Consider the following 13703-nt stretch of genomic DNA (forward strand, 5'->3'; position numbering starts at 1 on the left):
GATGAAAAAATGGGAGATCATCAGGCCAGAAGTGCCACGGTGTCAGCCCATGCCTCGATGTCGGTCAGGATGTTGTCAGCCTCGTAACTGGAGACAGTCACACTGTCACGGTTGAAGGTGACAGTGAAATTCTCGCCGTTTGCAGCATGACATTTCAGAGTGCATCTGAAGGAGTCTTCTGAACTGTCATGTGAGGGAGTCCCACCCATCGCGGTGTTGATCGCGGTAGCAGCGATGATGGTACTCACATCGGTGCTGAAGGCTGCTGAGGTTGGAGCCTTGACCGAGATCTGACCAACAGTCTTTGCCAGTGTATTTTCGTAGACAATTGTTCCAGAATAGGATTCAGACCCCCGGACTACCGCTGCAACGGTTGCACCATTTGAGGTGTATGATACACATCCCCACGGGTTGTTATCGACAATATCCTGGACGAGAGCCAGGAATTTCGTAACGGTATCGATCGGTGTGGTGAGTTTCCGTACCGCCGACTTGGTTACTGATTTGGTTGTAAAATCTGCCATTGTTCGACCCCGCCGCTTTTCTGTCGCGGCTTAATAAAAACCGACGTGGGAATGAATAGGGTTTTAACGAGTGGCAAAAATGAGTGAGATCTGAATCAGAAATGAGAATTTAAGGAAAATAGATTATTATTTTATCTCCTCGTCTAATTAAGTTACCGGATTTGAATGATGATTCCACCCGGTTGTCGTCACTCTGTGCGGATATTACTTCGATTTGTGTGTCTGGCATAATTGTATCACCGTAATAGAATTACCAGTTCTTGAGGTATTGGCATACGTGTACTGGTTTTTGTCATTTGATACAGTTTCACAACTGTTATCGAGCTAACGATTGATGTTGATCCCAGATGTATCAGAGGTGGGTTCATTTTTTTTACGCCTTAGTTCTTTGTACATGGTTTTTGCCACCTGTTTCAGCATATATTTACGACGACCCTGGAAGATTCTCCACTAACTGCCAGATCGACACTACTGGTATGATAGCAGATCGGACAAATTACAAAGCGGTGGATCGCGATCCATGGGGCGATGTTGTCGATTATCATAGCAGCCGAAGAAATACTGATACCACAATGACTACCGGAGGGAATATCTCGGAAACAAAAGATGTGACCCAGAGCTCTGTTCAAAAACTGATTACGTTTGAGGCTAACGAATCCGGGCATATGTATTCTGTTTGTGGTGTTACTGATGATTGGGTCGATCCCTACTGGGGTCATTCCACATCTGCTCGCGGTATGACGATCTTCAACCGGTCAGGAACCCTTGAAGCCAAAGTTTCCCCTCCTTATGGTGAAGATTTCCTGACTCAATCGATCAAACCACTCCCGAATAAACCTCATACTTATAGCATTGCAGACACCAGACTTGGTTCCAGACAAGAAGATCCTGGGTATTATGAAATCTGGGACTCATACTTTTACCAGTTAATACTTCTAGACGAACCGGGAATGTTCGGTCAAACCACAGATCTAAAAGATAAGTCATTGGTAGTTGGAGATCTCAAGGACTACCAGAAACGATACTCAGGTGGGAGGTTCTACTGGTGGAATAATACTACCTGGTATGATGCTACTGATGAAGGGGGACCTTGTGTCTTCTACCGGCATTGGTGGGATTGAACCGGAATAGTGTACCATTCATTCACCACCGTTTTTCAGGTAGACTGAACTTACCAATATCATCGGGGGTTTCCTGATCTTTTATCTCGAAACGACTCAACCAGCCTCTCAGGCAGGCACGACAATTACAACTTGATTCATAAAGGGCATAATATAAAGTCCCCTTTCACTGGACAACCTCAAAGAAACTCCCTGTGGATGATACCACCGAATTACAGTTAGAAAAGATTGGATATCTGGAATGTAAGAATGCAATCGATCTGGCAGACCATGGCTGTATAGTTCCCCATAATCAGGCTCTTTTCGAAAACCAGCTCCCGGGATTTCACAATCTCACACACGCAGCCATTCGCAGACCTTTCAAAGTATCCGTAACAAGTCACTGATAAACCCTGAATCTTGTTAAATCAATCTGTTGAATTATATATAAACAGAATAGGCGACGAAAGCGAAATACTAATCCCGGATTGTCTCTCATGTAAATTTCTAAGAGTGGGATGATCGTTCGTGACCACTTTTAGCCTGATACACCAGAATCGTAGCATACATGCCCGATCTGACAGTATCAGTGAAAAAACCAATCTGTAGCAGAGGAGAATCATGAATATCGCTAAAACAGATAATCCCCGCACACCCATTCTTCATCTTGGCGGAAGCGGAATGATGGCAGGGGAATACTTCCAGTATTGTATTGATAGAACATCTATCTTCCTGTCACCCGGAGGGTGTGAGCATGGGTCCTGCTGATCAGAAGAATACGCAATCCCCCTATCTTTGGGATTGTGTGCGGCCCTGTCAGGCAATTCAGGCAGAAAACCTCGAGCACAATCCCATGGGTGACGCACATGTCAGACAGTAGCCACGCAGCGAGATCCATCACCTTTCAAGCAATTTCAGAGTTGAGATCTGAAGGGTACCACACCGCCAGGGTTGCGGGAAGATCCCGCCTGTTTGACCTTATCGCATGGAAAGGAGTTGAAATCCTCTTCGTCGTGGTACGAAGAACAAGATCTGAATCGATCACCGGATACTCTGATGTAGTACAGGACCTTTCAGGCTGTGTACAGGAGAAGTCGGTCCCGGGAACTGTGCAGTTCTGGCTCTATCGATCCAACTCCTGGTTCAGGTACCTGATCCTTCCAGGAGGAGCACTTCCGGTGAAGGGGAGGACAGCATGAGTCCGGTCTTCTCAAAGGTACCTGAAGCCGGAGATGAAATTGAGGACGCGGTAAACAGGCTTTCATCGCCTATGAACCGGTACCTCTCACGAACACTGATTGAGAGTGAGATCTCCAGAAATCCTGACCGGTATCCATATCTTGCCAGGATATCACCACGGTGTCTGAAGACATTCATCACAGCTTACATGAAAGGGCGGTATCCGGCCAGGAACACAGCCATAAAGGGCTGTTTAGTCTGGACGGTGGAGCGGGTATGAACAATACCGGTCCTTTCACCAGCAGGACAGACCAGACGGTGAACAGATGTATACAGACCATTCTGGAACGTGTATACGGGATTTTTCTTCCTGATCCCCTGTTTTTCAGGAGGAAGAGATGCACCTGGTTTTTTAAACTCGGGTGGATCCGGGAGATGACATCCTGCCGGGGGTCTCATGACGTTTGAGGAGATCAAAACCGCATACAGCACGCTTTTCATCCCCGGGCAGGTGACAGAGGTCAGGGCTCTTGGAAAGTGGGGCACAGCATCCGGCTACTTCAATAACATTGAAAAACTTGCCTCTGCGGTCCAGATCCTGGAGAACCGGGGAGAGTATGCAGGAATATATGTCACGTTAAACCCGGTGAATCCGGATCTGTTGGCACGGAGAGCAAACCGGCTGGAGAGGAAACTTTCGCGGAGTGATTCGACCACAGGAGATGCAGATATCATCAGCCGGAGATGGCTACCGATAGATATCGATCCGGTCAGACCATCAGGTGTCTCTTCATCAGACAACGAGCATGAGGCTGCAATAGAAAAGGCAGGAGATATCGCAGGATATCTTACCGGTATCGGATGGCCACAACCGGTTATCGCAGACTCCGGCAACGGGGCTCATCTTCTGTTCAGGATCGATCTTCAGAACGATGATAACGCCAGGGATCAGGTGAGAGGGGTGCTCGAAACGCTCCATCTCCTCTTTTCTGATAGTGTATGCCAGGTTGACCGGGCTGTGTTCAATGCAGGGAGGATATGGAAGCTCTACGGGACAACTTCAAGGAAAGGGGATAATATTGCTGATCGTCCCCACCGGCCTGCCAGGATCATCTCTGCTCCGGATGGGGAGTTGGGCATTGTCACCGGGGAGCAGGTATCTGCCATATGCAGTATGATCCCGAAAGAACAGCCTGAACCTGGCTTCAGGGACAGAAGACGTGGCGAACAGATAGATCTCGGTACATGGCTGACCGGGAATGGGATCTCATATACAGAAAAGTCGTTTGCAGGAGGAAGACTCTTCGTTCTTGGCGACTGCCCGTTCTCATCAGCACATACTGACGGAGCATACGCCATCCAGTTTCAAAACGGGGCTATCTTCGCCGGTTGTCATCATTCCTCGTGCGGAGGAGGCTCACAGCGATGGGCTGAACTGAGAGAGAAGTTCGAGGGGACAATAGAAGAGCGGATCAGAAGAAACCGACTCAAGCCACGTGAAGAGGATGAGGGGGAGGGGGCGAGCGAAGCGAGCCCCCGACTGGCATCTGGTGTACCATCGGAGATACAGATAGAGGCTACAAGGATTCTGAGCGATGGCAGCCCGCTCAGGTATATGCTTGACACCTTCAGCCTGGATCATATCGGTGATCCGGTTGTTGCCGAGTGCCTGGCGATGTCTCTTGCTTCCCGGCAGGTGATCAACGCAAAAGGACTGCATGTCTCGGTTACCGGGGAGTCTGGAAAAGGGAAGTCACATGCCTTTGACACGATGATGCTGCAGGTTCCCGAGGAACTCCGCCTTGAGGGCAGGATGAGCGATAAGGCTCTCTTTTACATCAAGGATATGAAGCCCGGGACCGTTATTGTCCTTGATGACGTCACGCTCTCTGATGCAATGCAGGAGGTTCTGAAAGGGGTTACCACCTCGTTCAAAAAGCCGTTCAAGTACCGCACTGTGGACAAGGACCGGGGAGGGAAGACATGTGTCATTCCTGAACGGTGTGTCTGGTGGGTTGCAAAGGTTGAGGGAACCGGCGATGACCAGATCTGGAACCGGATGCTGACCTGCTGGATCGATGATTCAGAGGATCAGGATGCGAAGGTTCTTGCCCAGACGCTTGATGAGGCTGCTGCAGTTCCGGTGAATGAACAGGGAGTCAGGCCTGAACTTGAGGTCTGCAAGGAGATGTGGCGAACGATTGCCCCGGTCTGGGTCGTGGTTCCGTTTGCAAAGCGGATCAGGTTCTCTACATCGATGAACCGGCGTAATCCTGATATGCTGCTTGATCTGGTGAAGGCTCATGCGGTACTGATGCAGAACCAGCGGGAGAGGAGCGAGTCAGGAAGCATGGTCATCATCAACGCAACGGTTGAGGACTTCAGGAGTGCCTGCCGGCTCTATAAAGCCCTGAACGGGACCGATGGAGGTCAGCAGTCAAAACTGACCAGAAGAGAGTCTGAACTGGTTGAGGCGATCATGTCCAGGGGTCTTGGCGAGATCACGGTCTCGGAGATGCAGCATGTTACCGGGTGGTCATACTCGGTGATTCATAAGATGCTGCATGGTTCAGTCAGTCGCGGGCACCAGTATTCAGGGCTTCTTGAGAAGTGTCCTGCCATCTCGGTCTGTGACCGGACGCTGGTCACTGACGAGGGCGGACTCAATGCTGCACACCGGAGGTCAAAGGCGTATGCCTGGGATCCCTATGTGTATGAGTGCTGGATCTCTGATGATGGCTGCTGGATTGACGGATACCATTCAGATGATCAGGACAGGAGAGAGGATCCTTCTGGTGGAGGAGCGGATGATAACGGAAGGAATGCGAAGGATTCCACCAGTGTATCCGGCGATGTAAGCGACGTAGAAGAAGATAATCTTAGTAATTCTAAGATTATTAGTACTCATAGCGGAGATTATGCAGATATGAAGCAGGGGATCGGAGAGCGATCCTCTGTGTGTGCTCATATACGTGAACCTGCCAGTTCCGCTTCAGGTGATCAGAGCACCCGATCTGATGGTGCAGATTTACCTGTTTTCGAATCAGAGGATGATTTGTGCAGCCACGAGATCCGTAATCTTCCCGTTGCTGCCTCTGTTCATTCGCCAGGTTCTGAGAATTCCGAAGGATCTGGATCTCTTCCTTTGAGCGGGATCAGGTCAGAGGATTTTACCGGTATAACCGGGGGATTTGGCACCGGTCCCTGTGACTGTTGTGGGTCAAAATGGGTGAACTATCAGGAGCGAATGACCTCTGCACGTCTGAAAGAGCCTCCACGGATGAACCGGAAGATCTGCGGGAGGTGCTATGAGAGGGTGCTCAAGGCCGAGTCATCACAGGTCCGGGTTCTTCCCGGTGTTCTGAATCCGGGACTGATGACCCGGATCAGCAAGGATCTTGGGAAGTGTGTGGTCTGCGGGAGGCAGAAGGCGACCTGGCTGGATCCGGAAACGAAGACTGTGATCTGTGAGATCTGCTACCAGAATCTCCCCGGGATAAGGGAGGCTGCCGATGAGAAAACCGGTAAATGAGTGGTGTGAGAGGGTCTTGTCCGGGTGATTGTTGACGGTCAGGGGAATATTGGGACTATAACCAGGGAGGATCTTGCTGAGTGTCCGGCATAGAGCCTCAACAGGTGTTGCCATCCGGGGAGGCTGACCTTTCGGAGTCGGCCCGGGGAGTGAAGGTGACGATTCCGGTAGATGGTCAGGTGTATCCTCACCTCCCGACACATAAGCGCATAAGGTTGTGAAAAACTCTATCCTCCTATTCCTGATACAAGATATTCCTCTATAAAGCGATTCTTTCACTTTTCCTTAACAATTAAATATAAATTTATTATGCGCTTATATCATAGTGGCAGAAATGAAGTCCACCATACGTATCAAGAAGATTAATGGGAAGGAGTACTGGTACGAAGACACCCCGTATTATGACAAAGAGAAAAAACAGATCCGCCACAAGTCAAAGTACCTGGGGAAAAATATCGACGGGCAGCCAGTGAAGGTCCGTAGTGATGAAATGATTCCTGCTCGGTTGTCCGTATCTTCTGCTCCAAAAGCTGCGTATTTTCATGGGAATCTGCTCCCTCTTCAAAACATCACCCAGGAACTCTCAATTCAGGCTACTCTTGAAGAATTTCTGACTGAAATTGAGACAGATACGCTCTTATCTCTTGTGTACAACCGTATCCTACGCCCTACTGCAATGTCTAATATTCAGTCTTGGTACGAAGGGTCCTCTCTCTGGATCAATAACAATAAGTTACCGCTGAGTGGACAGCGAATCAGCGAGCTCCTATCAAATATTGGTCAAAGTAACATTCCTGAAGAGTTTATGGAACGGTTTGCCGCTCAAATCGAACCAAACGCAACTCTTCTCTACGACATCACCAGTCTGTCGAGTTCTTCAAAACTATTAGAGTGCCTCGAATATGGATATAATCGGGATAATGACGGTCTTCCCCAGATAAATCTCTCCCTCGTTGTAGACAAGGACAAGGGAATACCTGTTCGTTATGATGTATATCCTGGAAGCATTGCAGATATTTCAACACTAAAAAATACTATCATTCGGCTAAAAGATGCCGGTTCGCAGCAATTTCGCTTGGTTATGGATAGGGGATTTTTTTCGCAAACCACCCTTGCAGAACTGATTGACGAAAAAATTCCATTTATCATCCCAGCTACGATCCAACTCACTTCCGTTAAGGAGTTGATGAGTAAAGCTCAAACGCGAGTTAAACAGGCTGAATATCTTCAGAAACACGAGAAAGGACCAATATTTGCAATGCCTGTAACTCTTGAGCATCAATTTGATCTAGATGATAGACCCAGAATCCTTAAAGTCAATGGATATTGTTTTTATGACCCTAAAAGAGAACAGGATGAACGGGATTCATTTTACCAACAGTTATTTGACGCACTTGAAAAACTCAAAGGGTGTCGGCCACAGAACTGGAGAAAACCGGAAACGGTTGTTCAGGGAGTGGCAAAAAAATACGTCAGATATCTGAATTGGAAGTTTGTTGATGGTCAGTTTGAGGTCTCAATAAAACAAAAAGCGGTGACACAACGTCTTAACCGAATGGGACGATTCATACTTTTTTACAGCGGGGAGATGGATTGGCTTTCCTGCCTCACCATGTATCGTCAGCGAGATGCAGTCGAAAAATGCTTCCTGCGGATGAAAAATGATTTGGAAACACTGCCACTCAATGCACGGAGAGAGGATTCAGTGAAAGGATATTTGTTCATGGTGTTCATAGCCCTAATTATTCGAATGAGGCTTCAAATGATCTTGAAAGTGACCGGGCTTGCGAAACAATATTCGGTCGAAAAACTACTATTAGAACTCGAAAAGATCAAATTATTCGAACTATCTCAGGGGGAAATCATGAAATCTGAAGTCAGTAAGAAAAACAGGGAGATTTTAGAGGCACTTAATTTATGTGCTTAAGGATCCGGGAGGTGAGGGTGTATGTGGTGGTAGCAGAGCAGGTGAGGAATATGCTGGAGAAATGGCCGAGGAAAAAAGCGGGAATTTGGATAGGCAAATAATAAATTGTAATTGGATCACTGAGTTTTATTGTTAGAAAATGATTTTAATGGTACCAAGTTAAAACATTAAAAAATTTAGTTCAATATATTTACTCCATTTTATTTAAAATCTGTAAAATTTGTTCTTTTGTACAAATAGCTAAAATTACCTCTTCTATTAATTGGGATAATATTACATCTTTATTCTTGATCCAATCTTTTTCTACGGTCAAAAAATGGTCAGAAATTCCAGGAATTATCTTAGTACAAATATCCCTTAAATACAGCAGTCGAGAAGTTTTGTTGTTTCCGGTACTATATCCCGAACATCCTCCCCATATTGGAGTAAATGAGCCTCCGGTTTGAAGATTAAATTTATATTTCTTTTCTTGATAAGAAATTTCCATTGTAATATTATTGTGAGAAGAACCTAGGTTACTTGCAAGTTTGGGGTATATGCTCTGATCAATTTCATCAAGTTTAAGTTTAAGATTCCCTGTTGTAAGTAATGGAGATGAAGAGAATTCATCTATTGAATTAATCACAATATCCCCAATTCTACCATCTTTTTCTTTTTTAATATCCCATATTAACCAATTAAATATTTCTGAGTTTATTCTATTATTTTTAATATAGTGCTCGATTATTACTGATTTATTAAAATAAAATTTTAGATTTTTATCCAATACAAATTCGGGATTATTCGAAGGAAATGTTAATATTAAGGACTCATCTCTTTCAATAAAGATAAGATCTTGCGTAAATTGATCATAGAAATCTTGAAGTAAGATCTTTCTCATATATGCCGTATTATACGAGTTCTCTCCTTCTTCATTGATTAATTGAGATTGAAGATTATCATCTATTTTTTTTCTTTGTTTTGGATGAATAGAAAAATGGGAAATAACAAGGATGTTATCGTATATGCTATCTTCAATTTTATCTGTATATTTAACATCTTCTTTTCCAAAAGAATAAGGCAGAAAGCCACTACCATTAGTAACGTTGCAATCCTGAAGTCGGTTAGCCTTTATTGGGACAAGGATCTCATTTTTTATTTGTTCAGAAGAAAGGTTTTTTTCATTTATTTTTATTTGATATGAAGTATATCTATTATTTCCAGATATTTGAGCCATTATTCCACTTAATATAGATATTTGTTTTATGTATTTATATTCAACTCCTTTTTAGAGTTTATTATAAGAAAACCGATGACAAATTTTACGATTGCCCCTATTCTAGAAGGGTGGTTATTTGCAATGTGTAGAGTATAATTTAACGTATAAGAATCTTCAATTTTTTTGGGAGCAATATAAGTATGAATTGTAGTCGTATCTTCATTCAATATATGGTTTAAATTTAGAATTTTAATAATTCCATCAGATTCATACAGAGTAGAAGAGTATTCTTGAATGTTAAGTTTAATCGCTTTAGAGGGGTGTTTTATAGAAAAAATTATTTCAAGATTGAATCGTTGAATCAGCCATTTAACTAATGAATTTATGAGGGGTATCTTCTGATGAATAATTACATCAATTCCAATAGATTTTGCAGGAAAATATATTTTAATTTTAGAAAATCCCCGATATACTTTCTGATCTTGAATGTCATAAGTACTATCTCTAGAAACAAGAGTATTATTCAACGACGCTAGCTCAATCTTAACTGAATCTTTTAATTGTCCAATAATAAGACAGGTTCCTGCAATAAAATATAGTATCGGTTTAATTTGATCGGATATAAAGCAAAATATATTCAAAGCCCGAAATATGAGAATAATTATTATAAATAAACCCAAATCAGTGAATGATTTTTTACTGCAAAAATCATAAGCCGCCTTAATAATTTGCAATAATTCCATTATAATATTGAACTAAAACTGTATTGAACTGAAAATTTTCTTCATCTTCTGGGTAAGATCTAAAATAGATAAATTTGAAATAAATAACCCTGTATTATATAATGTGAGTTTTAATCCATTCTTAGTAAATTTGATCTTGTCTAGTTGAATATTGTTAGTTTGAATAGTTTCTATTAATTTATTGACATTATTTGTATGAAAAAAATCTTTGAAGGGATCCAAATTTTTTGGGTTTTCATTAGATAATAGTTCTATAGAATCAATTGAATATTCTTCAGTAGCTAAAAGTTCAACTATTTTTAATAAATTCGGAGTGTCAATGCTAACGAATTGGTAATCATTTATTCCCTTTAACCCTTGCATCAAATTCTCTCTTGCATTCACAAAAAATAAGCATGAATCATTAGTACATTCAATTTTTTGAAGGGGAATCTGTTTATTGTCTAAATTATGGCAAAAAATATCTGAATATTCCTGGGGTACACTAATAATTTGATAAAATTTCGGTCGTAACTCACCTCCTTCTTTTGTTATCATAAACTTAGATAATATCCATCGATCAAATATTTGAGATTTCGTATTCAATTATTTTATTAACTATTTAAAGAGGACATATCCATCAATAAATTATCTAATTAATAGAATAGTAATTCAATACCTTTAAATCTTCAAAATGTTTTAAAAACATTGCTTCGATTATAACCCCATTAAAACCATTATTTTATAAACAGAGACCTGATTATCAGCCGCGACGAATGCGGCGGGGAAATCGGACATGGCAGACTTTACACCGAAAAGTATCACCAAGCCGGCTGAGCGAAAACTCACCACTCCGATTGGCACCGTGGCGAACTTCCTGGCCCTTATCCAGGATATCATTGCTAATAACCCGTGGGGTTGTATCTCGTACACATCATCCGCGGGAACCGTTGCCGGAGTAGTCCGGGGATCTGAATCCTATTCAGACAAGGTTGTCTATGAGAATACCGAGGCAAAGATTGTAGGGCAGATTACAGTCAGGGCGCCGACTTCTGTAGCCTTCAGCACTGATGTGAGCACCATCGTTGCAGCTACCGCAATTAACACTGCGACAAACGGGACTCCTGGGTATGACAGTTCAGAAGATTCCTCCAGTTGTATCCTGAAGTGTCATGCATCAAACGGCGAAAACTACTCGGTCACGTTCAGGCGGGACGGAATCACGCTTTCCAGTTATGAGGCTGATAGCATCCGGACCAGTATCGAAGCCTGTGCTGACACCGTAGCACTTCTCGCCTGATCATCTCTCATTTTTTCATCTTTCGAGGCTGATGAAGATACAGAAGATCCTTATCTGTCAGGAATCATCTGTCTTGCCCGGGCCGGCCTGATGTCGGCTGATTCTCTCCCCGTCATTCCTCCTCCTCCTTCCTCAATCTCACCCGGTATGCCTGCTTCGGGCTGCTCGGACTCCCCGGGATCAATAACTCAAGTATCCCGTCACGAAGCATGGATTTCAGATAGGTCTGATAGATATGTTTCGGGCTCCGGTCAAGAATAAGAGAAAGTTCTAAGCGGGTATACGGTCGGATCTCACAAAGTTGAGCAATAAGTACCTGAACTTCTGCAGGTGCACTTCTTTTTCCTAAGCGCTGAATTGCTTGTTCAAGCTTGGTAGGTAACGGAGAGGAAGAAGGCACTTCCTCGGCAAGCTTGGTAGGTAAGGGACTCAACTTGGTAGGTAACAAAGAGGGAGCAGCCACTTCCTCAGCTAGCTTGGTAGGTAAGGACCCGCTTCTTTCCTCATCAAAGAAATCAAGTGTCGGCTGGCCACCAGGTAATACCTCCTTTGGACCATCTCCCGGAGATTCAACATCCGGATGTAACAACCGTTTCGTTGGGGTATAATATGTCGCGGATGCATGAGAATGCTGCTTAAGAAGGCCAATATTCCGAAGTTTCTTAAGAATCCCACTCACTCCCAGAGTATCAAGCCCGGTATAATCCCGACAGATGGCATTATTCACCCAATTCATCTCACGGGCATGGATCAGAATCCTGGCTTCATCCTCTGAAAGATTTGCATCCTTAAAGTGAGAGAGCCATTCGATATCCTCGCGATCCAGAAAATGATGAAATAAAAACGTCGCGACAAATTGATTTTCATCACGATTAGACTCAAAAGAGGGAGGAGAAAGATGGGCATTCTTCATATATTGTCGCATAACCCCAATCCCACTCCCCTTCGTCTCTGCCTCTTTTGTCTCATGAAGGACTGAAGCAATAGTTGGATTTCGGGACCGGGAGCCAGGTCTTCCGAGTTCCTCAACCGGCTTTAAAGAAAAACCGGGATTGCGAATCTCAAGACGATTAGAATACCTGATGACCTGTACCGGGCTATGGACCTGATAACTCCGGTGCATGAGAGCATTCGTAAGTGCTTCTCGAATAACCCGCCTGGGAATCCGGGGTTCATCCTTTCTTTCAACTGAACCATCAGAAAAAAGATTCTTTGTGGGGAGATCATCCAGAATAGCCCCTCTTCCACGAGACATCAGCCGAAAAATGGGATCCTGCATCTCTATTGTTTCAAAGGGAGAATCCGGGTCTTCCACCCACCCTCTTCCCGAAACACGAATCTAATCGAGGCGAACCATTGGGAGAAATCTTCGAATCGCTGCCCGTTTCCCAAAAAGAAGAATACCTGCTATAGTCGGATGATTGGTACCGTCAACAGACAAAATGCAGTTTAATGATTCGAGCAATCCGGTATTATCATACGTTAACTCCTCTGCTTCAGGATCCTTTTCTTTCCTCAACCGACGGTATTCAGCGATGGTTTGAGGATCGAAATCGCTCAATGTTGCATGAGGAACAATAGTCTGATCATAAGGCTTGGCATTTCTCTCCTGATAAAAACCGAGTAGATCATCCTCGGTGCATTTCACATCGCTGGATCCTATTCTGCGAAATGCTCCTTTCGGAAGACCTACCTTCTTAAAATAGATAGGTTTATCCCCGGATTCAACCTCGGGAACATAGATTCCGATTACTGTTTTTCCTTCGAGTTTCTCTGTAAAACAATTAGGCCTGATGGGTTTGTTAAAACGAGTAGAACATTGAGTAGTGATATCATTTTGAATTTTTTCAGGATTATCAATCCCGACGACACAATATCTATGTTCAGAAGGTTGCTCACACTCGATAACTCCAATGAGAATGTATCCCCCACCAAGACCAGACTCATTCGAATATGCACAGATGGTTTCCATGAGTGAATCTCCAACTTCACTCACTTTCTTCGCTTCAATCTGGTGATGCTCATCAAGCTCATTAAGCTCTTCGAAGAGCTCAGCACAGGTTTTCATCAATCACCTTCGTGTAAGATTCCTTCTCACAATTTGATATAATAGAACTAATTAGAAATTGAAGAATTTCATTTTTCTTGCTTATAAATAATATCGAAATTCATCCAATTAATGACTGATGAAGATGCAGAAGATCCTTATCTTTGCAGGATA

The 13703-nt window shown here is 43.8% G+C and carries 14 protein-coding genes; 8 read left to right on the forward strand and 6 right to left on the reverse strand.

All coding sequences use genetic code 11. From position 1 onward, the window contains the following. Positions 1 to 20: 20 nt before the first annotated feature. Positions 21 to 524 carry a hypothetical protein gene (locus tag ACHZA2_RS07185; protein WP_319579159.1) on the reverse strand — a complete coding sequence of 168 codons (504 nt, stop codon included), beginning with the start codon at positions 522 to 524 and terminating at the stop codon, positions 21 to 23. Between the two features lie 476 nt (positions 525 to 1000). On the opposite strand from ACHZA2_RS07185, the gene ACHZA2_RS07190 reads away from it, so the two are divergent. From ACHZA2_RS07190 to ACHZA2_RS07220, 7 genes are all read left to right on the forward strand, one after another. Next, positions 1001 to 1645: a hypothetical protein gene (locus ACHZA2_RS07190; RefSeq protein WP_394698516.1), complete on the forward strand. Its 645-nt coding sequence runs from the start codon at positions 1001 to 1003 to the stop codon at positions 1643 to 1645. Positions 1646 to 2245: 600 nt separating this feature from the next. Next, positions 2246 to 2392, forward strand: coding sequence for a hypothetical protein (locus tag ACHZA2_RS07195; protein WP_319579161.1), 147 nt, complete (start codon positions 2246 to 2248; stop codon positions 2390 to 2392). Positions 2393 to 2490: 98 nt separating this feature from the next. Continuing rightward, positions 2491 to 2823 (forward strand): hypothetical protein, encoded by a 333-nt coding sequence (locus tag ACHZA2_RS07200; RefSeq protein ID WP_319579162.1) that lies wholly within the window; start codon positions 2491 to 2493, stop codon positions 2821 to 2823. Continuing rightward, on the forward strand, positions 2820 to 3083 hold the full coding sequence (locus ACHZA2_RS07205; protein WP_319579163.1) for a hypothetical protein: 264 nt from the start codon (positions 2820 to 2822) through the stop codon (positions 3081 to 3083). The genes ACHZA2_RS07200 and ACHZA2_RS07205 overlap by 4 nt, the downstream gene beginning before the upstream one ends. Further along, positions 3080 to 3271, forward strand: a complete 192-nt coding sequence (locus tag ACHZA2_RS07210; RefSeq protein WP_319579164.1) for a hypothetical protein — start codon at positions 3080 to 3082, stop codon at positions 3269 to 3271. Before ACHZA2_RS07205 ends, ACHZA2_RS07210 begins: the two co-directional genes overlap by 4 nt. Continuing rightward, positions 3261 to 6335, forward strand: coding sequence for a hypothetical protein (locus tag ACHZA2_RS07215; RefSeq protein ID WP_319579165.1), 3075 nt, complete (start codon positions 3261 to 3263; stop codon positions 6333 to 6335). The genes ACHZA2_RS07210 and ACHZA2_RS07215 overlap by 11 nt, the downstream gene beginning before the upstream one ends. Before the next feature lie 334 nt (positions 6336 to 6669). Next, complete coding sequence (locus ACHZA2_RS07220; RefSeq protein ID WP_319580941.1) at positions 6670 to 8262, forward strand: IS1634 family transposase; 1593 nt, start codon at positions 6670 to 6672, stop codon at positions 8260 to 8262. Positions 8263 to 8452: 190 nt separating this feature from the next. Here the strand turns inward: ACHZA2_RS07220 and ACHZA2_RS07225 are convergent, their stop codons facing one another. From ACHZA2_RS07225 to ACHZA2_RS07235, 3 genes are read right to left on the reverse strand one after another with little or no spacing between them, the layout of a single operon-like run. After that, positions 8453 to 9478, reverse strand: a complete 1026-nt coding sequence (locus tag ACHZA2_RS07225) for a hypothetical protein (RefSeq protein ID WP_319579166.1) — start codon at positions 9476 to 9478, stop codon at positions 8453 to 8455. 26 nt (positions 9479 to 9504) lie between these two features. After that, positions 9505 to 10203 (reverse strand): hypothetical protein, encoded by a 699-nt coding sequence (locus tag ACHZA2_RS07230; protein ID WP_319579167.1) that lies wholly within the window; start codon positions 10201 to 10203, stop codon positions 9505 to 9507. 12 nt (positions 10204 to 10215) lie between these two features. Then, positions 10216 to 10740, reverse strand: coding sequence for a hypothetical protein (locus ACHZA2_RS07235; RefSeq protein ID WP_319579168.1), 525 nt, complete (start codon positions 10738 to 10740; stop codon positions 10216 to 10218). A 238-nt stretch (positions 10741 to 10978) separates the two neighbouring features. Here ACHZA2_RS07235 and ACHZA2_RS07240 point away from each other — a divergent pair, with 238 nt between their 5' ends. Then, positions 10979 to 11482, forward strand: a complete 504-nt coding sequence (locus ACHZA2_RS07240) for a hypothetical protein (RefSeq protein ID WP_319579169.1) — start codon at positions 10979 to 10981, stop codon at positions 11480 to 11482. Positions 11483 to 11594: 112 nt separating this feature from the next. Here ACHZA2_RS07240 and ACHZA2_RS07245 read toward each other — a convergent pair whose 3' ends face one another. Both ACHZA2_RS07245 and ACHZA2_RS07250 read right to left on the reverse strand, forming a co-directional pair. Next, positions 11595 to 12737, reverse strand: a complete 1143-nt coding sequence (locus tag ACHZA2_RS07245) for an ATP-binding protein (RefSeq protein ID WP_319579170.1) — start codon at positions 12735 to 12737, stop codon at positions 11595 to 11597. A gap of 84 nt (positions 12738 to 12821) precedes the next feature. Further along, the gene (locus ACHZA2_RS07250; RefSeq protein ID WP_319579171.1) at positions 12822 to 13550 is read right to left on the reverse strand and encodes an RNA-binding domain-containing protein; all 729 of its coding nucleotides are present in this window, start codon (positions 13548 to 13550) and stop codon (positions 12822 to 12824) included. Between the last annotated feature and the right edge of the window lie 153 nt (positions 13551 to 13703).

It is taken from the genome of uncultured Methanospirillum sp. (assembly GCF_963668415.2).
In the GTDB taxonomy this organism is placed as follows: Archaea; Halobacteriota; Methanomicrobia; order Methanomicrobiales; family Methanospirillaceae; genus Methanospirillum.

Coding starts and splice junctions, on each gene's coding strand:
- ACHZA2_RS07185 (WP_319579159.1), bottom strand. CDS start 524: ATGGCAGATTTTACAACCAAATCAGTAACCAAGTCGGCGGTACGGAAA.
- ACHZA2_RS07190 (WP_394698516.1), top strand. CDS start 1,001: ATGATAGCAGATCGGACAAATTACAAAGCGGTGGATCGCGATCCATGG.
- ACHZA2_RS07195 (WP_319579161.1), top strand. CDS start 2,246: ATGAATATCGCTAAAACAGATAATCCCCGCACACCCATTCTTCATCTT.
- ACHZA2_RS07200 (WP_319579162.1), top strand. CDS start 2,491: ATGTCAGACAGTAGCCACGCAGCGAGATCCATCACCTTTCAAGCAATT.
- ACHZA2_RS07205 (WP_319579163.1), top strand. CDS start 2,820: ATGAGTCCGGTCTTCTCAAAGGTACCTGAAGCCGGAGATGAAATTGAG.
- ACHZA2_RS07210 (WP_319579164.1), top strand. CDS start 3,080: ATGAACAATACCGGTCCTTTCACCAGCAGGACAGACCAGACGGTGAAC.
- ACHZA2_RS07215 (WP_319579165.1), top strand. CDS start 3,261: ATGACGTTTGAGGAGATCAAAACCGCATACAGCACGCTTTTCATCCCC.
- ACHZA2_RS07220 (WP_319580941.1), top strand. CDS start 6,670: ATGAAGTCCACCATACGTATCAAGAAGATTAATGGGAAGGAGTACTGG.
- ACHZA2_RS07225 (WP_319579166.1), bottom strand. CDS start 9,478: ATGGCTCAAATATCTGGAAATAATAGATATACTTCATATCAAATAAAA.
- ACHZA2_RS07230 (WP_319579167.1), bottom strand. CDS start 10,203: ATGGAATTATTGCAAATTATTAAGGCGGCTTATGATTTTTGCAGTAAA.
- ACHZA2_RS07235 (WP_319579168.1), bottom strand. CDS start 10,740: ATGATAACAAAAGAAGGAGGTGAGTTACGACCGAAATTTTATCAAATT.
- ACHZA2_RS07240 (WP_319579169.1), top strand. CDS start 10,979: ATGGCAGACTTTACACCGAAAAGTATCACCAAGCCGGCTGAGCGAAAA.
- ACHZA2_RS07245 (WP_319579170.1), bottom strand. CDS start 12,737: ATGTCTCGTGGAAGAGGGGCTATTCTGGATGATCTCCCCACAAAGAAT.
- ACHZA2_RS07250 (WP_319579171.1), bottom strand. CDS start 13,550: ATGAAAACCTGTGCTGAGCTCTTCGAAGAGCTTAATGAGCTTGATGAG.